At 55.9% G+C, this 24,972-nt stretch carries 20 protein-coding genes, 3 tRNA genes and 1 rRNA gene; 22 read left to right on the plus strand and 2 right to left on the minus strand.

Annotated features, from left to right (window positions below; all coding sequences use genetic code 11):
* Positions 1–6 precede the first annotated feature (6 nt).
* From rrf to pnp, 8 genes are all read left to right on the plus strand, one after another.
* Positions 7–120, plus strand: a 5S ribosomal RNA gene (rrf, locus tag ACJSDX_RS08810).
* A gap of 157 nt (positions 121–277) precedes the next feature.
* Complete coding sequence (gene rimP / locus ACJSDX_RS08815; protein ID WP_407994391.1) at positions 278–712, plus strand: ribosome maturation factor RimP; 435 nt, start codon at positions 278–280, stop codon at positions 710–712.
* Positions 713–738: 26 nt separating this feature from the next.
* Positions 739–2,205, plus strand: coding sequence for a transcription termination factor NusA (gene nusA / locus ACJSDX_RS08820; RefSeq protein WP_309566946.1), 1,467 nt, complete (start codon positions 739–741; stop codon positions 2,203–2,205).
* Positions 2,206–2,280: 75 nt separating this feature from the next.
* On the plus strand, positions 2,281–4,998 hold the full coding sequence (gene infB, locus ACJSDX_RS08825) for a translation initiation factor IF-2 (RefSeq protein ID WP_407994392.1): 2,718 nt from the start codon (positions 2,281–2,283) through the stop codon (positions 4,996–4,998).
* A 2-nt stretch (positions 4,999–5,000) separates the two neighbouring features.
* A complete protein-coding gene (rbfA, locus tag ACJSDX_RS08830) occupies positions 5,001–5,375 on the plus strand; it encodes a 30S ribosome-binding factor RbfA (RefSeq protein WP_407994393.1) in 375 nt (124 codons plus the stop codon).
* An 11-nt stretch (positions 5,376–5,386) separates the two neighbouring features.
* Positions 5,387–6,295, plus strand: a complete 909-nt coding sequence (gene truB / locus ACJSDX_RS08835; protein WP_407994394.1) for a tRNA pseudouridine(55) synthase TruB — start codon at positions 5,387–5,389, stop codon at positions 6,293–6,295.
* 216 nt (positions 6,296–6,511) lie between these two features.
* Positions 6,512–6,781, plus strand: a complete 270-nt coding sequence (gene rpsO / locus ACJSDX_RS08840) for a 30S ribosomal protein S15 (RefSeq protein ID WP_015829110.1) — start codon at positions 6,512–6,514, stop codon at positions 6,779–6,781.
* Positions 6,782–6,871: 90 nt separating this feature from the next.
* Complete coding sequence (pnp, locus tag ACJSDX_RS08845; protein ID WP_407994395.1) at positions 6,872–9,010, plus strand: polyribonucleotide nucleotidyltransferase; 2,139 nt, start codon at positions 6,872–6,874, stop codon at positions 9,008–9,010.
* A 151-nt stretch (positions 9,011–9,161) separates the two neighbouring features.
* Here pnp and dksA read toward each other — a convergent pair whose 3' ends face one another.
* Complete coding sequence (gene dksA, locus ACJSDX_RS08850) at positions 9,162–9,584, minus strand: RNA polymerase-binding protein DksA (RefSeq protein ID WP_309567014.1); 423 nt, start codon at positions 9,582–9,584, stop codon at positions 9,162–9,164.
* A gap of 129 nt (positions 9,585–9,713) precedes the next feature.
* Positions 9,714–10,583 (minus strand): bifunctional methylenetetrahydrofolate dehydrogenase/methenyltetrahydrofolate cyclohydrolase FolD, encoded by an 870-nt coding sequence (gene folD, locus ACJSDX_RS08855; protein WP_407994396.1) that lies wholly within the window; start codon positions 10,581–10,583, stop codon positions 9,714–9,716.
* A gap of 82 nt (positions 10,584–10,665) precedes the next feature.
* On the opposite strand from folD, the gene ACJSDX_RS08860 reads away from it, so the two are divergent.
* The 14 genes from ACJSDX_RS08860 to ACJSDX_RS08925 all read left to right on the plus strand — a co-directional run bounded on the left by ACJSDX_RS08860 (position 10,666) and on the right by ACJSDX_RS08925 (position 24,943).
* Positions 10,666–10,742, plus strand: a tRNA-Pro gene (locus ACJSDX_RS08860).
* A 29-nt stretch (positions 10,743–10,771) separates the two neighbouring features.
* Positions 10,772–10,848 (plus strand) — tRNA-Arg (locus ACJSDX_RS08865).
* Between the two features lie 28 nt (positions 10,849–10,876).
* Positions 10,877–10,952, plus strand: a tRNA-His gene (locus ACJSDX_RS08870).
* Positions 10,953–11,051: 99 nt separating this feature from the next.
* Positions 11,052–12,503 (plus strand): sigma-54-dependent transcriptional regulator, encoded by a 1,452-nt coding sequence (locus ACJSDX_RS08875; protein ID WP_407994397.1) that lies wholly within the window; start codon positions 11,052–11,054, stop codon positions 12,501–12,503.
* A complete protein-coding gene (locus ACJSDX_RS08880) occupies positions 12,503–13,837 on the plus strand; it encodes an ExeA family protein (RefSeq protein ID WP_407994398.1) in 1,335 nt (444 codons plus the stop codon). The genes ACJSDX_RS08875 and ACJSDX_RS08880 overlap by 1 nt, the downstream gene beginning before the upstream one ends.
* Before the next feature lie 86 nt (positions 13,838–13,923).
* Complete coding sequence (gene mshL / locus ACJSDX_RS08885) at positions 13,924–15,771, plus strand: pilus (MSHA type) biogenesis protein MshL (RefSeq protein WP_407994399.1); 1,848 nt, start codon at positions 13,924–13,926, stop codon at positions 15,769–15,771.
* Positions 15,755–16,936: a tetratricopeptide repeat protein gene (locus tag ACJSDX_RS08890; RefSeq protein WP_407994400.1), complete on the plus strand. Its 1,182-nt coding sequence runs from the start codon at positions 15,755–15,757 to the stop codon at positions 16,934–16,936. The genes mshL and ACJSDX_RS08890 overlap by 17 nt, the downstream gene beginning before the upstream one ends.
* A 72-nt stretch (positions 16,937–17,008) precedes the next feature.
* Positions 17,009–18,712, plus strand: a complete 1,704-nt coding sequence (locus ACJSDX_RS08895; protein ID WP_407994401.1) for a GspE/PulE family protein — start codon at positions 17,009–17,011, stop codon at positions 18,710–18,712.
* An 11-nt stretch (positions 18,713–18,723) separates the two neighbouring features.
* The gene (locus ACJSDX_RS08900; RefSeq protein WP_407994402.1) at positions 18,724–19,929 is read left to right on the plus strand and encodes a type II secretion system F family protein; all 1,206 of its coding nucleotides are present in this window, start codon (positions 18,724–18,726) and stop codon (positions 19,927–19,929) included.
* A gap of 4 nt (positions 19,930–19,933) precedes the next feature.
* Entirely contained in the window at positions 19,934–21,526 is a 1,593-nt protein-coding gene (locus ACJSDX_RS08905; RefSeq protein ID WP_407994403.1) for a hypothetical protein, read from the plus strand.
* Positions 21,523–22,137: a hypothetical protein gene (locus ACJSDX_RS08910; protein WP_407994404.1), complete on the plus strand. Its 615-nt coding sequence runs from the start codon at positions 21,523–21,525 to the stop codon at positions 22,135–22,137. The genes ACJSDX_RS08905 and ACJSDX_RS08910 overlap by 4 nt, the downstream gene beginning before the upstream one ends.
* A complete protein-coding gene (locus tag ACJSDX_RS08915; protein WP_407994405.1) occupies positions 22,134–22,622 on the plus strand; it encodes a hypothetical protein in 489 nt (162 codons plus the stop codon). Before ACJSDX_RS08910 ends, ACJSDX_RS08915 begins: the two co-directional genes overlap by 4 nt.
* A gap of 8 nt (positions 22,623–22,630) precedes the next feature.
* Positions 22,631–24,127 carry a hypothetical protein gene (locus ACJSDX_RS08920; RefSeq protein WP_407994406.1) on the plus strand — a complete coding sequence of 499 codons (1,497 nt, stop codon included), beginning with the start codon at positions 22,631–22,633 and terminating at the stop codon, positions 24,125–24,127.
* Positions 24,128–24,943 (plus strand): type II secretion system protein, encoded by an 816-nt coding sequence (locus ACJSDX_RS08925; protein ID WP_407994407.1) that lies wholly within the window; start codon positions 24,128–24,130, stop codon positions 24,941–24,943. It abuts the gene before it with no gap.
* Positions 24,944–24,972: the final 29 nt, after the last annotated feature.

A 24,972-nucleotide genomic window follows, 5' to 3' on the forward strand; every position in this document is an offset into this window, starting at 1 on the left:
GTTATGTCTGGCGGCCATAGCGAATTGGAACCACCCCTTCCCATCTCGAACAGGGCCGTGAAACGATTCCGCGCCAATGATAGTATGCACCTCGCATGCGAAAGTAGGTCACCGCCAGACTTTTATTTAGCATCCAGAGCTCTCTGGATGATGACAAAAGCCCTCTAAAAGAGGGCTTTTGTTTTTGTGTTATTAGCGGCTGGTTGCTATAATAGCGACCATTGGGGATGGGCGTTGAGCCCATTTTTTATTTGTAGAATCAGGCAATAAGGTTTTTATGCAGGATTTAAACGCATTGTTGGAAAAGTCCCTCGACCAGCTTGGATACGAACTGGTCGACATGGAGTTGGCCAATCGCGGAAAATTGATCCGCTTGTTCATCGACAAGCCGGAAGGCATCGATATTGACGACTGCGTGTTGGTGAGCAATCACTTAAGCAACTTATTGGCTGTCGAACACGATATAGATTACGACAGGCTGGAAGTCTCTTCCCCTGGCTTGGATCGGGTATTGAAGAAAGAATCGGATTTTGTACGGTTCGTGGGTGAGCGAGCCCAAGTGAAATTACGGGTGCCGGTTGAAGGCAGGAAGAATTTTTTAGGCATATTGCGTGGCGTGGATCAGGAGCATCTTGTATTGGAGTGTGAAGGCGTGGAACAACGCGTGCCATTTTCCAATATTGACAAGGCAAGATTGTCCCCTGAGTTCTAAACACCAATTTTTTGGCGGAGATTGAAATGAGTCGCGAAATATTGTTATTGGTCGATGCATTGGCCCATGAGAAGAATGTGGCTAAAACCGTTATTTTTACGGCACTGGAGCTGGCTCTGGCCTCTGCTACCAAGAAGCGTTTTACTGAAGATGCCGATGTCCGCGTAGAAATCGACCGCGATAGCGGAGAATATAATTCTTTCCGCCGCTGGCAGGTGGTTGAGGCTGAGGAGCTGGAAAACCCGGATGCGCAGGTTGCCACGGATGATGCACGTGCTGAAGGCCTTGCTGTCGGCGACTACATCGAAGAGCCTTTGGAGTCGGTGGAATTTGGCCGCATCGGGGCGCAGGCCGCCAAGCAGGTTATCTTGCAAAAGGTGCGCGAAGCCGAGCGTGAGCAGATTCTGGATGACTTCCTCGCGCGCAAGGAGCATTTGGTGACCGGCGTCATCAAGCGCATGGAGAAGGGCAACGCCATCATCGAAGTGGGGCGTCTCGAGTCGGTGCTGCCTCGAGAGCAAATGATTCCCAAGGAAAACCTACGCGTTGGCGACCGGGTTCGCGCCTACCTTTCGCGTATCGAGCGCGGTGGCCGTGGCCCGCAACTGATCCTGTCACGAATAGCCTCCGAGTTTTTGATCAAGTTGTTCGAACTCGAGGTGCCGGAGATTGAAGAGGGGTTGCTGGAAATCAAGTCGGCAGCCCGCGATCCCGGCTTGCGCTCCAAGATCGCGGTGAAGTCGAATGACCAGCGTTTGGATCCTGTCGGCACTTGCGTTGGCATGCGCGGCTCGCGCGTGCAGGCCGTCACCGGTGAGTTGGCAGGCGAGCGCGTGGATATCGTGTTGTGGTCCATGGATCCCGCCCAGTTCGTTATCAACGCCATGGCCCCTGCCGAAGTTTCAGGCATTGTGGTGGACGAGGATGCCCATAGCATGGATGTCATCGTCGATGAGGAGCAATTGGCCCAGGCGATCGGGCGCAATGGCCAGAACGTGCGCCTTGCTTCGGAACTGACCGGGTGGACATTGAATATCCTCACCGAGGAAGAAGCTGCCAAGAAGAACGAAGAAGAGCACAGCAGCATCCTGCAACTGTTTGTCGAAAAGCTGGATGTGGATGAAGAGGTTGCTGATATCCTGGTGCAAGAAGGATTTAGCACCCTGGAAGAAATCGCCTATGTGCCTTTGGCTGAGATGAGTGAAATCGAAGCGTTCGACGAAGACACCATCAATGAGTTGCGCAAGCGTGCTCGCGCTGCCTTGCTGACCGAGGCGATTGCCAAGGAGGAGAAGGTGGGTGAGGCATCTGAAGACTTGCTGCGCATGGAAGGCATGGACGAGGCGACCGCACGTACCTTGGCCGGCAAGGGCGTGGCCACGATGGATGACCTTGCAGACCTCGCGGTTGATGACCTGGTTGAACTGACCGGAATGGATGTCGAGCGTGCCAAGCAATTGATCATGACTGCGCGTGCCCCTTGGTTTGCTTGAGGCGTGTATAGATTAGCGTAGCTAAGAAGAAATGCACTGGCTGACAGTGCAAGTGAAAGAGATTGGAGTAACAGAATGGGACAATCGAGCGTAGCACAGTTTGCCAGTGAATTAGGGCTGCCGGCTGAACTGCTCCTGGAGCAATTAAAAGGAGCGGGCGTCAACAAGACTGCATATGAAGACACACTCACAGAGCAGGATAAAACCTCTTTGCTGGAATATCTGCGCAAGGAACATGGCGCCCAAGAGCCTAAGAACAAGATTACGCTGACCCGCAAGCAAGTTACTGAAATCAAGAAATCGGACAGCAGCGGCAAGGCGCGTACTATCCAGGTGGAAGTACGAAAGAAGCGCGTGCTTGTGCGCCGCGATCCCGCATTGGAGCCGGTGGTTGAAGAAGAGCCTGTTCAGGAAGCGGTTGCAGATGAATCAATAGTGGAAACTGCGCCGGTTGTCGAACACGTACCTGAGCCAGTAGTTGAGGCGGCGCCAGAGCCGGAGCCTGTCGTCGTACAGGCTGAAGTGGAGCCAGAGCCGGAACCTGTTGCCGAGGCTGAGCCTGCAGCGGCGGAGACCGCTGCACCTGCAGAGGAAAAGCCCGCAACAGATGCACGTCCGAAACTGACAGCCAAGGAACTGCTCGGAGCTGATGAATTGGCTTTGCGCGAGCGCGAAGCGAAGCGCCAGGCTGCGTTGATGGCAATCCAGGCTGAAGAGTTACGCAAGAAACAGGAACTGGCCCAACGCCGTCAGGAAGAGGCCAAACGTGCAGCTGAAGCTGCCGCGAGCAAGCTGTCTGAAGGCACATTGCATAAACCTGCGGTCAAGGAAGCTCCCAAGCCTGAAGACAAGAATGCCAAGAAGACTGGCAAGAGCGGTGCCAAGGACTGGAATGATAGCGACGGCAAGAAGCGTGGCGGCGTAAAAGCCCGTGGCGATGCAGGCGCTGCCGGCCAGGGCTGGCGCGCCAAGGGCGGCAAGTCCAAATCCAAGGGCAATGAAAACCAGCAGCATGCATTCACGGCGCCGACAGAGCCGATCGTGCATGACGTATTGGTCCCGGAAACCATTACCGTGGGCGATCTTGCCCACAAGATGGCGGTCAAGGCCAGTGAAGTCATCAAGACCCTGATGAAGATGGGCATGATGGTGACGATCAACCAGGTGCTCGACCAGGAAACCGCGATCATTATCGTGGAAGAGATGGGCCATAATGCCAAGGCTGCCGCTTCCAACGATCCGGAAGCCTTCCTCGATGAAGCAGAACATGCAGAAGCGACGCAAGAGCCGCGTCCACCAGTGGTGACGGTCATGGGTCACGTCGACCACGGCAAGACCTCGCTGCTGGACTATATCCGCCGCAGCCGCGTGGCTTCTGGCGAAGCCGGCGGCATTACACAGCACATTGGCGCTTACCATGTGGAAACGCCGCGCGGCATGGTGACTTTCCTCGATACTCCGGGCCACGAAGCGTTTACTGCGATGCGTGCACGCGGCGCCAAGGCAACCGACGTGGTGATCCTGGTGGTGGCGGCGGATGACGGCGTGATGCCGCAAACCATTGAAGCGGTGCACCACGCCAAGGCAGCGAATGTGCCGCTGGTCGTGGCGGTGAACAAAATTGATAAATCCGAAGCCAATCCTGAGCGTGTGAAGCAGGAGCTGGTCACGCATGAAGTGGTGCCGGAAGACTGGGGCGGCGACACCATGTTCGTCGAAGTGTCTGCAAAGACCGGCATCGGTATCGACAACCTGCTGGAAGCCGTACTGCTGCAGGCCGAAGTGCTTGAGCTCAAGGCGCCTAAGAACGTCCCGGCCAAGGGCCTGGTGATCGAAGGCCGGCTGGACAAGGGTCGCGGCCCGGTATCGACGATCCTGGTGCAGTCCGGCACATTGCAGCGCGGCGACATGATCCTGGCCGGTACCGCCTACGGCCGCGTCCGTGCCATGCTGGATGAATCCGGCCGGGATGTGAAAGAAGCTGGCCCTTCCATTCCAGTGGAGATTCTCGGCCTCTCCGATGTGCCGAGCGCCGGTGAAGAAGTCATTGTGCTCAATGATGAGCGCAAGGCGCGTGAAATCGCCCTGTTCCGTCAAGGCAAGTTCCGCGACGTGAAGCTGGCCAAGCAACAAGCCGCCAAGCTGGAAAGCATGTTCGAGCAAATGGGCGAGGGCGAGGTCAAGGTGTTGCCATTGATTATCAAGTCCGACGTGCAGGGTTCTTACGAGGCGCTGGCTACGTCGCTGCAGAAGTTGTCCACCGATGAGGTTAAGGTCAACATCATCCACACAGGCGTGGGCGCCATCAGCGAGTCCGACGTCAACCTGGCGGCTGCGTCCAAGGCCGTGTTGATCGGCTTCAACGTGCGTGCCGACGCAGGCGCGCGCAAGCTGATCGAAAGCTCCGGCGTGGACGTGCGCTACTACAACATCATCTACGAGGCTGTGGATGAAGTGAAGGCGGCACTGGGCGGTATGTTGTCGCCAGAGCAGAAGGAAAACGTCATCGGCACCGTGGAAATCCGCGAAGTATTCCGCATTTCCAAGGTGGGCGCGGTTGCAGGTTGCTACGTGCAGGATGGCGTGGTGCGCCGTAACTCCAAGATCCGCTTGATCCGCGACAATGTGGTGATCCATACCGGCGAACTGGATTCGCTCAAGCGCTTCAAGGATGACGTCAAGGAAGTGAAGTCGAACTTCGAGTGCGGTCTCTCCCTGAAGAACTACAACGAAATCGAGGTGGGCGATATCCTGGAAGTATTCGAAGTCGTGGAAGTCGCGCGGACCCTGTAAGCATGGCTAAGGAATTTTCCAGAAGCGACCGTGTTGCCGAGCAGATTCAGCGTGAACTCGCTGATCTGCTGCAATTCGAGGTGAAGGACCCCAGGGTTTCTTCCATGGTGACTGTGACCGAAGTCGAGGTCAGCGGCGACATGGCGCATGCCAAGATCTATTACACCGCGCCGCAAGGCACGCCTGAGCTGCAGAAAGGCCTGGAAAAGACGGCTGGCTTCCTGCGTAGCCAGCTTGCCAAGCGTTTGCTGTTGAGGACCGTGCCGCAACTGCATTTCAGTTACGATGCCTCGATCGACCGCGGCATGCACATCGCCAAGCTGATCGACGAGGTATTGCCTCCCTCCGCGCCTGACCAAGACGACGAGTCTGCCTGAGTAAAGCGGTTGTGCAACAATTCAGGCGAATCAAGCGCAATATCGATGGCGTGCTATTGCTGGACAAGCCATTAGGTATTTCATCCAACCAGGCCTTGCAGATCGTCAAGCGGCTCTACCAGGCGGCCAAGGCTGGCCATACCGGCAGCCTTGACCCCTTGGCAAGCGGCTTGTTGCCGATCTGCCTGGGCGAGGCCACCAAGTTTTCCCATTTCTTATTGGACGCTGATAAAAGCTACCGCGCATTGGTGACGCTGGGCAGTACAACCACGACAGGCGATGCCGAGGGCGAGGTGCTGGAGCGATTGCCTGTTACCACGACGCAGTCCGGGTTGGAAGCCGCGCTAAAAAAGATGCTCGGCGATATTCTGCAGGTGCCTCCCATGTATTCCGCCTTGAAGCATGGCGGCAAGGCACTATATGAGTATGCTCGGGATGGTGTGGAAATTGTCCGCGAGCCCCGGCCAGTGACCATACATGCGATTCAACTAGAGCGGTTTGAAGGCGAGCAGTTCGAGATGGTCGTGTCATGCAGCAAGGGCACGTATATACGGACGCTGGCGGAAGACATTGGCAAGCTGTTGGGGTGCGGCGCCCATCTCGGTGGCTTGAGACGACTGACGACGGCACATTTCAATCTACAGGATGCGGTCACGATCGAGCAGCTCGAGCAGATGTCGCTGGAACAGCGTGACGAAGTCCTGCTAGGGGCTGATGCCGCGATTGAGGATTTGCCTCAAGTTACTCTTGATGATGACAGTGCTTTTTATCTGTTGCGCGGGCAGGAAGTCTGGAAGTCAGGTGTAAGAATCGAAGGATTGTTCAGGCTTTACTCCGAGCAGGGCGTTTTCCTAGGCATTGGCGAACAGACCTCCCGGGGCTCCATTGCCCCCAAGCGCTTGCTGCGCCAGGCAGGTTGATCGATAACGATTGATTGATTCGCCTTGTAGTAGCGAATGAAAGCTTGGCATTTTTAAGAGGCGGTAAGCGGAAAATCGCCCTAGTACTGCTTCATTGAACTCATATTGAAATAGCGTTATAATATGGAGTTGATTGTAAATGAATGCTCTAGCGGGATTGATGTAGCCTGCATTTGCATTGACGCAAAACACATCTCACAACATTAGGATTAAGTTATGGCAATTACAGTTCAAGAAACAGCAAAGATTGTTGCTGATTTCCAACAAGCTCCAAACGATACAGGCAGCCCGGAAGTTCAAGTTGCGCTTCTTAGCGCCCGTATTACTTATTTAACCGAGCATTTCAAAAGCAATGCCAAGGATCACCACTCCCGTCGTGGTCTGCTGAAGCTGGTAAGTCAGCGCCGCAAGCTGCTGGACTATCTCAAGCGCAAGAATGCCGACCGCTATCGTACATTGATCGAACGCTTGGGTCTGCGTAAGTAATCATCGCGCACTTGTGAATTCATAGGATAAGCCGAAAGCAAAGCGGAGACGCAATGCTTGTCGGCTTATTTTTTTATAAAGGACAAAATTGTGACGGCAATCAAGAAAACGATTACCTATGGTCAGCATGAGCTGACACTTGAAACCGGAGAAATCGCACGTCAGGCGGATGGTGCCGTGATGGTCAGCTATGGCGACACCGTAGTTCTGGTGAGCGTGGTTGGCAAGCGTGAAGTGAAGGCTGGCCAGGATTTCTTCCCACTGACCGTGGATTATCAGGAAAAAACCTATGCTGCCGGCAAAATCCCTGGCGGCTTCTTCAAGCGGGAAGGCCGTCCTTCCGAAAAGGAAACCCTGACTTCCCGCCTGATCGACCGCCCGTTGCGCCCGCTGTTCCCTGAAGCCTTCTATAACGAAGTGCAAGTGGTGGCGACAGTCATGTCTTCCGACCCCGAAATCGATGCCGATATTCCAGCGATTATTGGCGCATCCGCAGCACTGGCCATTTCCGGGATTCCATTCTATGGCCCGATTGGCGCAGCACGCGTTGGTTACATCAATGGCGAGTATGTCCTCAACCCGACCGCTTCCCAGCTCAAGGAAACTGCGCTTGACCTGGTAGTGGCAGCGACTGACAGCGCCGTATTGATGGTGGAGTCCGAGGCCAAGGAACTTCCTGAAGATGTCATGCTGGGTTCCGTGGTCTACGGCCATGAACAAATGCAGGCTGTGATCAATGTGATCAATGAACTGGCTGCCGAAGTCGGCAAGGAGCCTTGGGACTGGGCGCCTCCAGAACCCAATACCGAGCTGATCTCCAAGGTAGAAGCGCTGGCTGGCGCTGATATCAACGAAGCGTACAAAATCAAGTCCAAGGGCGCCCGCTCCAGCAAACTGGATGAAATCAAGAATCGTGTATTGGGCGAATTGATCACGGAAGAAACTTCCACTGCCGAAGCCAACGAAATCAAGGGCGCGCTGTTCAACCTGGAAGCCAAGGTAGTGCGTACCCAGATCCTGAATGGCGAGCCGCGTATCGATGGCCGCGATACACGCACTGTGCGTCCCATCAGTATCCGTACCGGCGTATTGCCGCGCACCCATGGTTCCGCACTGTTCACGCGTGGTGAAACCCAGGCATTAGTAGTGGCAACGCTGGGTACTGGCCGTGACGAGCAAATCATCGACGCGCTGCAGGGCGAATATGCAGACCGCTTCATGCTGCACTACAACATGCCTCCTTACGCTACAGGCGAAACTGGCCGCGTCGGTACGCCTAAGCGCCGTGAAATCGGCCATGGCCGCTTGGCCAAGCGTGCGTTGCTGGCAGTGCTGCCAAGTCAGGAAGAATTTGGCTATACCATCCGCGTCGTTTCTGAAATCACCGAATCCAACGGTTCCAGCTCCATGGCTTCTGTCTGTGGCGGCTGCCTGTCCTTGCTGGATGCTGGTGTGCCTTTGAAAGCCCAAGTGGCTGGCATTGCGATGGGCCTGATCAAGGAAGGCAACCGCGTTGCCGTATTGACCGACATCCTGGGCGATGAAGATCATCTGGGCGACATGGACTTCAAGGTGGCTGGTACCGAGTCCGGCATCACTGCGCTGCAGATGGATATCAAGATCACTGGCATCACTGCGGAAATCATGCGTGTCGCCTTGTCGCAAGCCAAAGAAGGCCGCCTGCATATCCTCGGCCTGATGAAGGAAGCCGTTGGCGAGAAGCCTCAGGAGCTGTCCGCATTCGCGCCACGCATCATCACCATGAAGATTAATCCTGAGAAGATTCGCGATGTGATCGGCAAGGGCGGTGCAGTGATTCGCGCATTGACCGAAGAAACCGGCACGACTATCGACATCGAGGAAGATGGCACCATCAAGATCGGCTGCATCAGTGCGGAAGCCGGCGAAGAGGCCAAGAGGCGTATCGAAGTGATTACTGCCGAGGTGGAAGTAGGCCAAGTCTATGACGGCACCGTCCTCAAGCTGCTGGATTTCGGCGCGATTGTTTCCTTGCTGCCGGGCAAAGACGGCCTGTTGCATATCTCCCAAATCGCACACCAGCGTGTGAATGCCGTGGCTGACTTCCTTAAGGAAGGCCAAGTAGTCAAGGTCAAGGTGCTGGAAGTGGACGACAAGGGTCGTGTGCGCCTGAGTGCCAAAGCATTGATCGAGGCGCCTGCCGCGGAAGACAAGGCAGAAGACTCGGCAACAGTGGCTGACCAACAGTAATCAGTTGCATTAGCTCAATAAAAAGGCCGGTTTCAAACCGGCCTTTTTATTTGGGATTTCAAAACAAAAACAATGTGTGATCTAGTGCGGGAAAATCAGGACGCGATAAACCCGTCACATTCTAATGTGACGGATCTGGATACAGAATGAATTACTTGGCAACCTGCTTTTCGCGGATTTCATCCAGCGTTTTGCAATCGATGCACAACGTCGCAGTAGGGCGAGCTTCCAACCGTTTAAGGCCGATCTCGATGCCGCAACCATTGCAATAGCCGTAATCACCTTCGTCAATTTTGGACAGGGTCTCGTCAATCTTCTTGATCAGCTTGCGTTCGCGGTCGCGATTGCGCAATTCCAATGCCATGTCGGATTCCTGGCTTGCCCTATCGTTCGGATCGGCAAACATGGTGACTTCGTCCTGCATGGTATGGACCGTGCGGTCAATGTCATGACTAAGCTCTGCTTTCCAGTCGTTCAAAATTTTCCGGAAATGATCAAGCTGCTTCTCATTCATGTATTCCTCGCCAGCCTTGGGTTGGTAAGGAACAAATTGTCTTGTAATTGCTTCAGCCATGTGCGCCTTAAGAGTTAATTTTCGATTAACAGAAAAATAAAGCAGGCGCAAGTGTACACTGAATAATTCAGCGATGCAAAAGCCTTGTGCCGCAAGGCTTGAACTCGCTAATGAAGAAGAATCGGCAGCCTAAGCCATGAGTTGTCTGGATTCACGTAATTCAAGCGCCGTGAGCGTGTTCTGCATCAATGTGGCAACGGTCATGGGGCCAACGCCGCCCGGGACGGGCGTAATCCATGCTGCACGCGTTTTGGCGGTTTCAAACCCGACATCCCCACACAAACTGCCGTCCGCGAGGCGATTGATGCCGATATCCACCACGATTGCGCCAGGCTTGATCCATTCGCCCTTAATCAGGTGAGGCTTGCCTACTGCCGCTACCACGATATCGGCACGTGCCACATTCGCTTGCAAGTCCTTGGTATGGCGGTGGCAACTGGTGACGGTACAGCCAGCAAGCAGCAGCTCCAAGGCCATGGGGCGGCCAACATGGTTGGAAACGCCGACGACCACGGCATCCAGTCCCAGCAGCTTGATCCCTGTGGATTGCAGAAGCCGGATCACGCCATAAGGCGTGCATGAACGCAACGTTGGCTGGCGCACGGCCAGCCTGCCGATGTTGTATGGATGAAAGCCATCGACGTCCTTGGCCGCGCTGATGGTTTCTATGATCTTCTTTTCCTCAATATGCGCGGGGAGGGGAGACTGCACCAGGATGCCGTCCACTGTATCGTCCTGATTGAGCTGCTCGATCAACGTAAGCAAATCAGCCTCGCTCGTGGTGTCGGGCAGGTCGTAGGCTAGGGAGCGGATGCCGGTTTTCTCGCAAGCCAGCCTTTTGTTGCGTACATAGATGGCAGATGCCGGATCTGCGCCAAGCAGGATCACGGCCAGCGTCGGCGCGCGCAAGCCTTTTTCCAACCTTTTGTCTATTAAGGATTTTGTTTCGGCTAGCGTGGTTTCGGCAATGGCTTTGCCGTTGATGATTTGGGCGGTCATGACAAATTTTTTCAAAAATAATGCGATATTTTAGCAGAATCAGTTTGACCTTCCTGCTGGAGTGCGCTATATTTCTCGCCCTCGGGGTGTAGCGTAGCCTGGTAGCGCGCCTGGTTTGGGACCAGGATGTCGGGAGTTCGAATCTCTCCACCCCGACCATATTTTTCCCAAGATGATTGTCCGACAATCTGCCCGTAGCTCAACCGGATAGAGCACCAGCCTTCTAAGCTGGGGGTTACAGGTTCGATTCCTGTCGGGCAGGCCATTCACTGGTTTATAATCCAGTTTCAATGGTGGCTGTAGCTCAGTTGGTAGAGCCCTGGATTGTGATTCCAGTTGTCGTCGGTTCGAGCCCGATCAGCCACCCCATTCTCTCTGCAATCTTGTGTCAACAGGGCGTTATGCTTATAGTAGCGCCATGGTTTGTACTCATTTCTCCCCCTGCATGATTCACGGAAAGCCGTTCTGATGGTTGCACAGCTTCCTGCGTTGATCATTATTGATGATGATCCCTTGATCACCGATACCTTGCATTTCCTGCTGGGCAAGGATTTCGAAGTCTATGTCGCCGAATCGCGTATGCAGGCCAGGAGCCTGTTGCGTCAGCTTGAAAACCCTCCGCCGCTCGCGCTGGTGGATCTGGGATTGCCACCAGTGCCGCATAAGCCTGACGAGGGCTTCAAGGTGATCGGTGAGCTGCTCGCGCATGCGCCCACCATGAAAATCCTCGTGCTCTCGGGCCAGAATGAAGAGGCCAATGTCAAGCATGCCCTGGCCTTGGGGGCCGTGGACTTTATTCCCAAGCCTTGCGATGTCGAGCGCTTGCGCCAATTGCTGCATAACGCCTTGAAGCTGCAGGATGCCGAACTCAGCGAGACGGCAAGCGCCGAGGATGGATGGGGTTTGCTCGGCAGCAGCCTGCCGATGCAGACATTGCGCACGCAGATTACGCAGTTTGCGGATGCGCCTTTCCCGGTGCTGATAGAAGGGGAGTCTGGCAGCGGCAAGGAGTTGGTCGCCAATTGCCTGCACCGTTTCAGCCGCCGTTCGCGACAGCCTTATCTTTCCCTGAATTGCGCCGCGATTTCACCGAACCTTGCCGAGTCCATCCTGTTTGGACATGGCAAAGGCTCGTTCACGGGGGCGGCGAACGCGCATAGCGGCTATTTCGAGGATGCCGGCGAAGGGACGCTGTTTCTCGATGAAGTGGGCGAGCTGCCTCTTGAGTTGCAAGCCAAGCTGTTAAGAGTGTTGGAAAACGGCGAGTATCAGCGCATCGGCGAAACACAGGCGCGCCGCAGCCGTGCACGCATCGTGGCAGCGACGAACCGTGACCTGCGCGAAGAAGTCCGCGCAGGCCATTTCCGCATCGACCTCTATCATCGCCTGAGCGTGTTTTCAGTGCGCGTGCCGCCGCTGCGGGACCTGGAGCAGGACCGCTATGTGCTGCTGGAGCATTTCAACCAATTCTATGCGCGTGAAACCGGGCAGCAACCCTTTGCCCTAGACGAGCAGGCCAGGCAGCGCTGGCTGGACTATCATTTCCCGGGCAACGTACGCGAGCTGCGCAACATTATCATCCGGCTGGTGGCCAAATATTCCGGCCAGGTCGTGACAGATGCGCAACTGGCCTCGGAGCTGGACCTGATGCATACAGGCCTGGGCCAGGCTGCCGGCAATGGCGCCGAAGCGCCGTTGATAACGGACGAAAACGCTATGGCAAGCCAGGCGCACAAGCATTTGCAAACGCAGGCCAATGTCAACCTGGACCAAGTGCTGAAGTCCTGGGAGCGCGCGTATGTCGATGCCGCGATGAAAATCACCCACGGCAACCTGAGCCAGGCCGCCAAGCTGCTGGGCATCAACCGCACGACGCTCTACAGCCGCATCCAGCTGCAGCAGGATTACAAAGGCGAATAGTGTATTACGCACACTTTGGTCTGAAAGAGCCGCCGTTCAAGATCACCCCCAATACCGACTTTTTCTTTCCTGGCGGCAATCGCGGCGCAGTGCTGGAAGCATTGCGCTACGCCATCCTGCATGGCGAAGGGATAGTCAAAGTAGTCGGCGAGGTGGGCAGCGGCAAGACCATGCTGTGCCGCATGCTGCAAACGCAGCTGCCGGACCATGTGGACAATGTCTACCTGGCCAATCCCAGCATGGCGCCGGAAGATGTGCTGCATGCGATTGCGCTTGAGCTGCGGCTGGATATTCCTGCCGGCCTGGGCAGGCTGGAAGTCATGCAGCGGCTGCAGCAGGCGTTGCTGGAAAAGCACGAGGCCAAGCGCCAAGTGGTAGTGTTCGTGGAAGAGGCGCAAGGCATGCCGTTGGCGACGCTGGAAGAAATCCGCTTGCTGACTAACCTAGAAACCCGCCACGACAAGCTCCTGCAAATTGTGCTGTTCGGCCAGCCTGAGTTGGATGATAACCTTAACCGGCGCGAAATCCGCCAGCTCAAGGAGCGGATTACCCATAGTTTTTATCTTGGCCCGCTGAACCAGGATGAAATTGCTGAATACCTGATGTTTCGCCTGCGGGCTGCCGGATATTACGGGCCGCCATTGTTTGCCAGGCGTGCCATCAAGCAACTGGCGGAAAAGGCCCAGGGGTTGGTGCGTCGCGTCAATATCCTGGCGGACAAGTCGTTGCTGGCTGCATTTGCCGCCAATACCTACCAGGTAACGCCTCGGCATGTGAGGGCTGCAATCCGCGATAGCGAGTTTGCCAGCGAGAGGCCTCGTCCCTCCAAACGTTCGTCAGCGGTGCTTTGGATATTGCTGATTGCGGCCGCTGCATGGGCCGTTTTTGTAGCGTGGAACGAGAAAGTGCTTGTGCCGCATACACCGCCGGCCGAGCCAATGGTGCAATCTGCCGCGCCTTCCCCCGTCGAGCTGGAGCCCGGGCCAGCCCCTGCTGCTTCCATCAGCCAACTCATCAAGCAGCGCGAGGAGCGTACAGGCGCCTGGCTTGCGACCTTGCCGCCGCACTATCTCACCATAGAACTGGCGCGCCATCTTGCCGAGGATGATCTGGAAAAACAGCTACAGCCGGTATTGGCGCAGCTGGTGCTGGATAATCTATATGCCGTTGACACTAAAGTTAATGCGGATGGCAGCGTTATCATATTATATGGCGCGTATGAAAGCCGCCAGGATGCACTGGCCGAGTTGAAGCTTCTACCCGAGGAGCTGCAGGCCGGTGCGCACTTGCGCACCATTGCCGGTATCATGGAAGAAATGAAGCAACATCAATAGCTTGGTTGCATTCAAGTAGCGATTATGGGATAAATCCCGAAACCAGAATCACTAACCCAGAATTTACTAACAAAGGGAGTTGCATTTTGTCCGGCCAGTTGCCCAAAGTTGCCAGCATTCTGATATTGCCATTTGTGCTTGGCCTGACAAGTTGCGCTCATCAATCCACGGTTTCCCCTTCCACCGGCCATATCGACGAGCAGCCATCCGCCAAGCCAACCGCATCTGCGGACATTCCCAAGCCGGTCAAGAGCGGCAATTACCTGCCGCCGCCCAAGCCCAGGGCCAAGGAGCAGACCTACAGCGTGGTGGTCAACGATGTGCCGGTCAAGGAAATCCTCTTCGCGCTAGCGCGCGAAAGCAAGCTGAATATCGACATCCATCCTGCCATCCAGGGGCGCGCGACGCTGAATGCCGTCGACCAGACCTTGCCCGCCATCCTGGAGCGCCTGGCGAAACAGGTCGACCTCACCTACCGCGTAGACGGCAATGTGCTGAGCATTACGCCGGATATGCCCGTGCTGCGAAGCTACAAGGTGGATTATGTGAACATGTCGCGCGATACCACGGGCTTCATCGGTGCGGCGGCGGAGATCGCGAGCACCGGGCGCAGCGCATCCACCACGAGCGGCGCCGGCGGCACTTCCGGCACTAGTACGTCTTCCGGTACGGGGACGGGAGCGGCAAATAGCTCGCGTACCGCAGTGAATAGCGTGGCGACCAATCATTTCTGGGAAACCCTGATCCAGAACCTCAAGGACATCCTTGCCGAAACAGACAAGGAAGTCATTATTACCCGTACCGGTGCTACGGCACCTCAGTCAACGGAAGCTCCGCCTGCAGAGTCAGGAGACGGTACGACAGCCCAGCAACAGGCGGCCGCGCCGCGTAACGCCACGCAAGAGCGCGAGGATGCCCGAACGGAGTACAGGACGTTGTTTGCGGCCACGGTGATCGCCAGCCCGGAGACGGGCATTATCAGCGTGCGCGCCACCCATCGTCAGCACGAGAAGGTGCAGGAATTCCTGGACAAGGTCATGAACAGCGCCAAACGCCAAGTATTGATCGAGGCCTCCATTGTGGAAGTCACATTGAACGACACCTACCAGGCCGGCATCGATTGGACGAAGGTAGGTAATGGTTTAAGGATGACCAACCAATTGGGGCTGAGCACCGTGCTGACGCCGGCCGGGATCGCGGGGACTGCGGGCACGACGGTGCCCTTCAGTATCGGGTATTCAAGCGATAATAGCAGCGTGGATTTCAATCTGCGGCTATTGCAGAGATTCGGCGATACCAAGGTGCTCTCCAGCCCCAAATTGATGGTGCTGAACAACCAGACTGCGGTCATGAAGGTGGTGGATAACCTGGTGTACTTCACGATTCAATCCCAGGTATCTCAGGGCGTGGGGCAAGGCTCGACCAATTTGCAATCGGTGACGACGACGCCGAATACGGTGCCTGTCGGCATGGTGATGAGCGTGACGCCGCAAATCAATGACTCGGGGCAGGTCAACATCAATGTGCGGCCGACCATTTCCCGCGTGCTGAGCTATGTGGACGATCCGAACCCGCAATTGACGTTAATAAATGCGGGTACTACCACTAGAATTGAAAGTCGGATTCCGCAAATCCAGGTGCGTGAGTTCGAATCCGTCTTGCGGGTGAACAGTGGCGACACTGCGGTACTGGGAGGGCTGATGCAGGATAACATCCAGCAGGCCACGGATAATGTGCCGGGCCTCGCCAAGGTGCCGCTGGTGGGCAAGCTGTTCACCGCGCGCAGCAATTTCAACGTGAAGACCGAGCTCGTGATTTTCCTGCGGCCTATCGTGGTGCAGAACGCCAGTCTGGAAAGCGAGGAGCTCAATTCATATAAACAGTACCTGCCCGCCCAGCAATTGCAAAGGTTAATTAATGAGTCTGTTAATTAGCGCATTGCAAAAAGCGGAACAAGCCAAGCAACAGCCTTTGGAAAAGGCTGAGATCGAGGAGTTCTTGCTGGATATCGCACCGGCCGAGCCTGTGCACGGGGGCGAGGCCAGCCAGCCTTCCGCAGCTGCGGCAGCAAGCGTACCGCCAGCAATGGAGCCTGCTGCGCAACAGCGTGCGGCTGCCCAGTTGCTGGCTGCCAGGTCTGGCGCAGCCAAGCGGGAGTCGCTGCTGTCGCCGTTTACCCAGGGACTCTTGTTGCTATTGCTGGTGTTGCTGGTGGGAGGCGGCGTGTTCTGGTATGTGAGCTCCTTGACCCAGCCTGAGGTCATCGTGCCCAAGCCCGTCGTGTTGAACACTGCACCGGACGGCAGCCAGCAAGAGCAAGATATTCCAGAGGAAGCTGCCGCCGAGCCTGAGGTGGCTGAAGAGCCCAATAATGCTCCGGCACAAGTGGAGGCGATCGTATCGCCTGCGCCAGTTGCCACTTCATCGCGGGCCAATACCATGCAGCAGCAAGCATTGCCCCAGGTATTCGGCGAGCCGCCGAAAGAGCCTGCCAACAGCCATGTGTTGGTCACCCGTAACCGTCCGGCGGTCACGGTCAACCAGCATGTGCTCGATGCCTACCAGGCATTCAACCGCGGCGACGATGCCGCCGCGCAGCAGGCTTACCGGCAGGCGTTGCTGGCGGACGTGCGCAATATCGATGCGTTGCTGGGCATGGCGGCGATCGCTGTGCGCCAGGGCCGGCAGCAGGATGCGGTGGGCTGGTACCAGCAGGTGCTGCAGGTGGAGCCGCGCAACGGCATGGCACAGGCGGCATTGCTGGATTTGCAGGGGCAGGCCGATCCGCTGAACAGCGAAATCCGGCTCAAGAACCTCATCAGCCAGCAGCCGGAGGCAGCCTACTTGCATGCCGCGCTGGGCAACCATTATGCCGACCAGGGGCAATGGCCGCTGGCGCAGCAGTCTTATTTCCAGGCGCATCACCTTGATGCCGCCAATCCCGAATATGTATTCAACCTGGCGGTGAGCCTCGACCAGCTGGGAAAATCCAGCTTGGCATTGCAATATTACCAACAGGCGCAGGCATTGCTGGCCGGCAAGGATTCGCCAAGCGTGAATCAGGCGCAGTTGGCCGCCAGGATACGCCAGCTTCAGTAGCCATTTCCGCTTATAGGATATGCTCATGGCCCGGTTTGCCCAGGCCAACACATAACGGATGCAAGATCATTCATGGTAGAACAACGTCGCAAGCTCCGCTTGGGGGAATTGATGGTGCAGCAGGGCCTGATCAGCCAGGACCAGCTGCGCATCGCCCTCATGGAGCAGGAGCAGAGCAATATTCCCCTGGGCCGCCAGCTGGTGCGCCTGGGCTTCGTCACCGAGGCGATGGTGCGCGACCTGGTGGCGCATACCATAGGCCAGGAGAGCATAGACCTTGCCACGGTGGTGGCGGATGCCGAGGCGCTGAAGATGGTGCAGGAAGGGTTCGCGCGCCGCTACCATATCCTGCCGGTGGCTTTCGATGCCAATACGCGCCAGTTGACGGTGGCGATGTCCGATATGTTCAACGTGGTGGCGCTGGACCAGTTGCGGGCTACCGTGGGCTCCCAGGTGCAGGTCAAGCCGGTGCTGGCGGCGGAGGCGCAGCTCGAGGACTACATCGATCAGTTCTACGGCTATGAATTGTCGGTCGACGGCATCCTGCGCGAGATCGAGACCGGGGAAATCGATTACCAGAGCCTGCAGGCGGGCGGCGACGAGTACACCCAGCCCGTGGTGCGCCTGGTGGGCGCCTTGCTCATGGATGCGGTGAAGCGCGGGGCGTCGGATATCCATTTCGAGCCCGAATATGCCTTCTTGCGCATCCGCTACCGCATCGACGGCGTATTGCAGCAGGTGCGCAGCCTGCACAAGACCTATTGGCCGGGCATTGCCGTGCGCCTCAAGGTAATCAGCGGCATGGACATCGCCGAGACGCGGTCGCCGCAGGACGGACGCCTGAACATGAACCTCTCCGGCAGGCCGATCGATTTCCGTGTCGCCAGCCATCCCACCATCCATGGCGAGAATATCGTGCTGCGCGTGCTCGACCGGGAAAAGTCGATCATCCCGCTAGAGCGCATGGGCCTGCGGGATCAGGCGCTGGATGAATTGCAACTGATGATGACGCGGCCCGAAGGCATCGTGATCGTCACCGGCCCTACCGGCAGCGGTAAAACCACGACCCTGTATTCGCTGCTGTCCTTCCTCAATACCGAGGGGGTCAATATCATGACCCTGGAAGACCCGGTCGAATATCCCGTGACCATGATGCGCCAGACCTCGGTGGCGGAAGTGAACAAGGTGGATTTTGCCAACGGCATCCGTTCCATCATGCGCCAGGACCCGGACATCATTCTGGTGGGGGAGGTGCGGGACGCCGACACCGCCACCATGGCGTTCCGCGCCGCGATGACCGGGCACCAGGTCTTCACCACGCTGCATACTAATTCCGCCCTGGGCACGTTCCCGCGCTTGCTCGATATCGGCATTTCTCCCGACATCATGGCCGGCAACATCATCGGCGTGGTGGCGCAACGCCTGGTGCGCGTGTTGTGCCAGCACTGCAAGGAAGCCTATTCCCCGAATGACGAAGAGCGCAAGCTGCTGGGCAAGAATGTCCGCCCGGACTTACGCATCCACCGGGCAGCCGGTTGCAAGCAATGCGGCTATACCGGCTTCCACGGGCGCATGGCCATCATGGAACTCCTGCGCGTGGATAGCGAGATGGATGCGCTAGTGGCGCGCCGCGCGCACTTTGACGAATTGCGCGACCTGGCCTTGCAGAAAGGCTTCGTCACCCTGGCGGAAGACGGCATCCGGCGCATCCTCGAAGGGCATACCAGCCTGTCCGAGGTAATGCGCGTGATCGATCTCACCAGCCGCATCAGTTAAAGCGCCAGCGCATGCCGACATTCAACTACAAGGCAGTGGATCAAACAGGCAAGGCGGCACACGGCCAGATCGATGCCCTGAACGAGATCGACCTGGAGCTGCGCCTCAAGCGCGTGGGCCTGGACTTGATCACCTTCCGGCCTTCCAGCCTGCGGCCATCGATCCTAAGCCGCCGCAAGGTCAGTTTGCAGGACTTAGTGATTTTCTGCTTCCAGCTCGAGCAGCTCACCACGGCCGGTGTCCCGCTGCTCGAAGGGCTGGTGGACCTGCGGGACAGCACCACCAACCCGCATTTCCAGAAGATCATCGGCTCGCTGGTGTCGTCGGTGGAGGGCGGCAAGATGCTCTCGCAGGCGTTGGCGGAGCATCCTTACGTATTCAATCGCGTATTCGTCAGCCTGATCAAGGCCGGGGAGCAGACCGGTCGCCTGCCGGAAATCTTCCGCCACCTGGCCGATACCCTCAAATGGCAGGACGAGCTGATCGCGCAGACGCGCAAGCTGCTGGCATATCCCATGTTCGTGCTGGTGGTCGTCATGGCGGCAGTGATTTTCCTCATGGCCTATCTGGTGCCGCAGATGGTATCGTTCCTGGGCAATATGGGCCAAGCGCTGCCTCTACAGACCCGCATCCTGATTGCGGTGTCGAACGCCGTGGTGGATTACTGGTGGCTGATGCTGGGCTTGCCGGTATCGGCAGCCATCATCATTGGCATCGCCATTCATCGCAGCCCGGAAGTGCGCTACCGCTACGACTTCATCAAGCTGCACCTGCCGGTGACGGGGAATATCCTCAATAAAATCATCCTGGCGCGCTTCTCGCGCTATTTTGCGCTGATGTACCAGACCGGCATCCCCGTACTGGACGGCATACGCAGTTGCGAGGAGGTCGTGGACAACCTCGTGGTGGCAGAGGCATTGAACCGCGCCTTGCAGCAGATCAACGCCGGGGAGAGCATGAGCGACAGTTTCCGCAACGTCGGCCTGTTTCCGCCGCTGGTGGTGCGCATGATCCGCGTGGGGGAGAGCACCGGCGGGCTGGACAAGGCGTTGCTCAACGTCAGCTATTTCTATGACAGGGACGTCAACGAGTCCGTGGAAAAATTGCTCAAGCTGATCGAACCGGCATTGACCGTGATATTGGGCGCCATCCTGGCCTTGATCATGTTCTCGGTGCTCGGTCCGGTGTACGATTCCTTTAGCCAACTCAAGTTATAGCCCTATGTTCGAACGCCTCATTCTTTGCGCAACGCATGACCGGCTGATTGCCGGCCGCTGGCGTTTTGGCCGTTTGCGCGGGATAGAGATATTCGCCAACCAGCCGCAAGGGCATCTCGAATTCACGGAATTCCTGATGCACCATCATTACATCCCGACGTATCTCATGGTGGATGCGCTGGAAGAGGATTTTCACCTGGAAGTCCTGCCCCACACCTCGGGGCGCTCGCGCAAGGAACTGTTGCAGCGCAAGCTCAACCAGGTATACCGCGGCAATACGTTCAAGGCGGCGCAGTTTCTCAACCGGGAGCGCGACAAGCGCCGCGACGATCGCTTCCTTTTCGTGGCATTGAGCAATACGGAATCCCTGCAGCCCTGGCTGGAGGCGCTCATCGGCCAGCAGGTACCGCTTGCAGGCGTGTACAGCCTGCCGATGGTCAGCCAGCTGTTGCTGCACAAACTCAAGTTCAAGGCCAACGATATCCTGCTCAGCGAGCAACTATCTTCAGGTTTGCGCCAGAGCTATCTCAACCAGGGGCGCTTGCGCGTCAGCCGCCTGGTGCAAATACCGCCCGAGGCTTATCAGCAGATCTCGTATTTCCACCTGGTGGAAACGGACAAGGCAAGGCTCTACCTGTTAAGCCAGCGCCTGATTGCGCGCGATACATCCCTGCGCGTGGTGGTATTGACGCCAGCGGAAGATGCGGAGCAGATCAGCCGCAATATCCAGCAAGAGCAGGGCTTGCAATGCGAGCACATCGACTTGGCCAGGCTGGCAAAAGGCAGCGGATTGTCGCTGGAGCAAGTGCGCCAGCTGCCCGAACTGGTGCATATGCAATTGCTTGCCCGCGGGCACAGGCCGGACAACTTGGCGCCCGAGCCGCTGGTCAAAACCTACAGGATGGAATTCCTGCGCAAAGGCTTGGTGCTTTCCGCGTTAATCGTCGCCATCCTGGGGTTGCTGCTGACCTTGCTGTACCTGGCGCAAGCGGTCGAGGACGTGAAGCAGCTCAACGAGCTGGCTGTCGAAACGCGCCAGCAGGAGCAACGCTATAACGAAATCGCCAACAACTTCCCGGCAACGCCTATCCAGGGCATGGATTTGCACGTGGCTGCCAGCGTGCATGACGCCATCCTCAAGCAGGCGGCCAGTCCGGCCAGGATGATGCAGGTGCTGGGCACCGTCATGGACCAGATGGGCAACATCCAATTGAACCGCTTGCGCTGGGTAGTGAGCCAGGACTTGGGCATCAAGGATGAGGCAAATGCCGTTGCTACCCAGCCGGCACAATCCGCAGCGCCGGGAGAGATTGCATACCAGATTGGGTTCATGACCGGTGAAATCCGCGGTTTTAACGGAGATTACCGCGCAGCACTGGAAACGGTGCATCGTTTCGCCGAAGCACTAAAGGCTGACGGTGCCGTACAAGAAGCCACTGTCATGCAGCAGCCGGTGAATGTAAGCTCTTACTCCAGCCTGCAGGGCAGCACCACCGACGAGCGTACGGCGCGGAACGAAAAAGCCGTGTTCAAGCTCAAGCTGGTACTGAAACCCGAGACGGGACCATCTGAAGCTGGACCGGGAGCGCCGCCATGAAACTGAACCGCCAGGATTGGCAAAGGCTGGCGTTGCCATTAACCGCTTTGCTGGTGGCGTTGGTCTTTGCCGTCGGCATTGTGGCGTATGCCCAGGCTTACCGGGATGAAGTCGGGCAGCGGCTGCAGCAACAGCAGAGCCAGCTGATGCAGGCACGCTCCCGCTTGTTGTCCTCGGACCAGGAGCGCGAAAATATCATCCGTTACCTGCCAGTCTACCAACGCCTGATCAATGAAGGGTTTATCGGCGAAGAGCACCGCATCGAGTGGGTGGACGCCTTGCGCAATACCCACCAATCCCAGCGCCTGTTCGGCATCAAGTACAGCATTGGCGCGCAAGCGCCCTACCAGCCGGGCTTCGTCGGCAATACGGCGCCCTTCACCCTGTACCGCTCCATCATGAAGCTCGAGTTGCCGCTGTTGCACGAGGGCGACCTGCTGGTGTTGCTGGACGGCCTCAAGCGCAACCAGAGCACCCCTTTCCTGGTGCGGGATTGCACCATGGAGCGCAGCGGCATCGCCGTCACCACCATGCTCGCGCCCGTGGCGTCGGTGGCCTGCGAAATAGACTGGTTGACCTTGCGCGAATCCACGCCAGGAGCCACGCCATGATGAAAGCCCTGCTATTGGCCCTGTTGTTGTGCGTCCATGCCAGTGCGGCGGCCGAATCCTTTGGCCGGTTGTTCACCACGCCCGCCGAACGGGATAGCCTGGATAGGTTGCGACAAAGCCAGCGCGGCCAGTTGCTGGAGCAGCAGCCGATACCGGAAACGCTGGCCGATGCCGAACAGGTTCCCATGTCTTTGACGCCTCAGGAATTCAGCGTCCAAGGTTATATACAGCGCAGCGACGGCGGCAAGGGCACGGTCTGGATCAACCACCAGCCATTGCAGGAAGGCAGCAACAATGGCCAGGTGCAAGTGGGCAAGGTCAACCAGCAGGGCATTCCCCTCACCATTCATGAGAGCGGCCGCCAAGTGCGTCTCAAGGCCGGACAGATATTCAACCCGGACACAGGGGAGATTATCGAGCGCAACGTACACACGACGACTTCAGAGCCGGCGACCAACCCGGCTGAGCAGGGCGTGATTCGCTAGGAGCGCTAATGCCAGCCGCTTATCGCCCCCATTCTCGCCATGCTCAACGAGGGGCGGCGTTGCTTCTTGCCATGTTCATTATCGGATTGGCAGTCACGGCATTGGTGGTGAGATCTTACGATGCTGCCGGAATGAAGGCGCGTCAGGAAGAAAAGACCATGAAGGCTTTGGCGGAGGCGAAGGAGGCGTTGATTGCGTGGTCGGTGACGCATTCTGATACACCTGGCCAAATGCCATGGCCTGACAGACGGGAAACCAGTAATCCTAACTATGATGGCAGGAGCGATTGCTCTAATTCATCATTTGATTTAGTGAACCAACAGGGTGAAGCTAACTTTCTTGGTCAATTGCCATCTTTGCCTTCTACTGCTCCATGCCGTATTTATCCTGGAATAGGACATTATCAGGATGCCTATGGCAATAAGTTATGGTATGCAGTATCTCGCAATTTAGTGAGAAACTACGTACCTCCTGCTCGTGACCCTATAATTAATCCAAAGTTGCTAACTAACAACAATTATCCTTGGATGATAGTGCGAGATGGGCAAGGCAATATTTTGTCAGATCGTGTGGCAGCAGTAATTATTGCTCCAGGGAGGGCTTTATCAGGGCAAAATAGATCATCAGATACTCCTCCTGCTTCAGCATATTTGGATACTTTTGGTGATTATTCAAATGCTAATTATCAGGTTGATGACGAGGATTTTATCCAAGCTCCAGAAAGTGATAGTTTTAATGATCGATTAATTTATATTACAGTGGATGAGTTGATTGTGGGATTAGCAAAGCGAGTTGCACGAGAAGCGAAGAATATAAAATTTCCTGTTAATGGGGTTATTGCCAATTGCATTCGAGCTGGCGATTGCAATTTGCGTAACATCCAATTGACTTGGAATATATCGAAACCTTACGTTACGATAGGTCAGCCACCGGTTAGCGATCTAGATACCGCTAAGCAGTTTCGTTGTACACGCAAGGAGTTTTCGCTTGAATGTGATGAGGTGACGGAATCAGATTCTGGAATTCATTTGAATATTCCCCTGGATGACTCGTATCTGGGATTAATGTTGAATAAAACCCAGACTCAGCAAGTTCAGACAAATGAAAAGATTAGGACAGTAAAAGCTGTCATTCAGACAGTTAAAAAAAATCAGGAGGATCAGGATGTAGTGGTTGGGAGTATGTTTCCTACTGAAACATCTGGCATTCTAAATATTGACATTGCAGATGTTATTTTGGGTGATGAACAATTAGCCGTGTCTAATTGGTATTTCGAAAATAAGTGGTCTGATTATACGGATATAAATGAATCACCGGCTTTTCGTAAAGGAACAGATTGTAGTAGCGAAGTGTGCTTTACTATCACCCGCAAACGAGGGGAAAAGTTAAGAAATGTCAGGCTGCTTGTTACTGTGAGAAAGGACAATGTAGGGATCGGTGGCGCAAAATTACCGGATTTTGATGAAAAGATATCGGATTTTATTGCAATACATTGGGAGCAATAAATGATATCTCAATATAAGAAGCATGATGGTTTTTCCTTGGTAGAAATGGCTGTGGTCTTGGTCATTCTTGGTTTTGTGATTACAGCCTTAATACTGCCAGTGACCGCACAAAGAGAAGTTGGGTTTTTACGCCAGACAGAAACTCAGCTGGAAATTGCCCAGAAAGCCTTGATTGGTTTTGCTCAGGTAAATGGGCGCTTGCCTTGTCCTGCAACCAACGAAAGCGCAGGCGTTGAGTCTCCAGTTGGTGGTGGGATATGTGAAAGACTAGTTGGATTATTGCCTGCGACAACATTAGGAATTAAACCTATTGATGATAGAAAGCAAGCTATAGACGGTTGGGGTAATCCAATATTTTATGCTGTAACCCAGTTTGATAACCCTAAGGGACTAGATGTTTTCCCAGGTAATGAATTTGGCATCAGAAATGCTCCTGACTTTACGACTTCTGGAGAGTTGGGGCGAATTGGGCTTTCTAAGACAGAAATTATTGATGGAAAGACAGTACTTTCTTTGCGGCCAGATTTGGTAGTACTTTGTGCCAATGCGCCTACAGATCAATGTCCTGCTAATAGTCAGACGTTGATTAATAATGCTGTCGCGGTTGTTTATTCATTAGGCAGCACTGGTGCTCAGGTTCTGGCAGGAACTGCGCCGGGTGGTGTCGATGAACAGGCTAATCTCAATAATGACAATATTTTCGTCAGTCATGACATTCGGACTAATGATCCCAATGGCAGTTTCAACCATATTGTCACCTGGATTTCCCCCTACGTCCTCTACAACGCCATGATCCAAGCCGGGCAATTGCCATAATCTGGCGTGGATTGCTCGTCTTGCCATGA

Source organism: Methylobacillus draconifructus (genome assembly GCF_045984355.1).
GTDB classification, from domain to species: Bacteria; Pseudomonadota; Gammaproteobacteria; order Burkholderiales; family Methylophilaceae; genus Methylobacillus; species Methylobacillus flagellatus_A.

Bases quoted from the DNA above. Each gene is read 5' to 3' on its own strand.
- ACJSDX_RS08925 (WP_407994407.1), top strand. From the start codon at position 24,128: ATGATATCTCAATATAAGAAGCATGATGGTTTTTCCTTGGTAGAAATG.
- ACJSDX_RS08915 (WP_407994405.1), top strand. From the start codon at position 22,134: ATGATGAAAGCCCTGCTATTGGCCCTGTTGTTGTGCGTCCATGCCAGT.
- rpsO (WP_015829110.1), top strand. From the start codon at position 6,512: ATGGCAATTACAGTTCAAGAAACAGCAAAGATTGTTGCTGATTTCCAA.
- ACJSDX_RS08875 (WP_407994397.1), top strand. From the start codon at position 11,052: ATGGTTGCACAGCTTCCTGCGTTGATCATTATTGATGATGATCCCTTG.
- nusA (WP_309566946.1), top strand. From the start codon at position 739: ATGAGTCGCGAAATATTGTTATTGGTCGATGCATTGGCCCATGAGAAG.
- folD (WP_407994396.1), bottom strand. From the start codon at position 10,583: ATGACCGCCCAAATCATCAACGGCAAAGCCATTGCCGAAACCACGCTA.
- dksA (WP_309567014.1), bottom strand. From the start codon at position 9,584: ATGGCTGAAGCAATTACAAGACAATTTGTTCCTTACCAACCCAAGGCT.
- rbfA (WP_407994393.1), top strand. From the start codon at position 5,001: ATGGCTAAGGAATTTTCCAGAAGCGACCGTGTTGCCGAGCAGATTCAG.
- ACJSDX_RS08890 (WP_407994400.1), top strand. From the start codon at position 15,755: ATGAGTCTGTTAATTAGCGCATTGCAAAAAGCGGAACAAGCCAAGCAA.
- infB (WP_407994392.1), top strand. From the start codon at position 2,281: ATGGGACAATCGAGCGTAGCACAGTTTGCCAGTGAATTAGGGCTGCCG.
- ACJSDX_RS08910 (WP_407994404.1), top strand. From the start codon at position 21,523: ATGAAACTGAACCGCCAGGATTGGCAAAGGCTGGCGTTGCCATTAACC.
- ACJSDX_RS08920 (WP_407994406.1), top strand. From the start codon at position 22,631: ATGCCAGCCGCTTATCGCCCCCATTCTCGCCATGCTCAACGAGGGGCG.
- ACJSDX_RS08900 (WP_407994402.1), top strand. From the start codon at position 18,724: ATGCCGACATTCAACTACAAGGCAGTGGATCAAACAGGCAAGGCGGCA.
- rimP (WP_407994391.1), top strand. From the start codon at position 278: ATGCAGGATTTAAACGCATTGTTGGAAAAGTCCCTCGACCAGCTTGGA.
- ACJSDX_RS08895 (WP_407994401.1), top strand. From the start codon at position 17,009: ATGGTAGAACAACGTCGCAAGCTCCGCTTGGGGGAATTGATGGTGCAG.
- ACJSDX_RS08905 (WP_407994403.1), top strand. From the start codon at position 19,934: ATGTTCGAACGCCTCATTCTTTGCGCAACGCATGACCGGCTGATTGCC.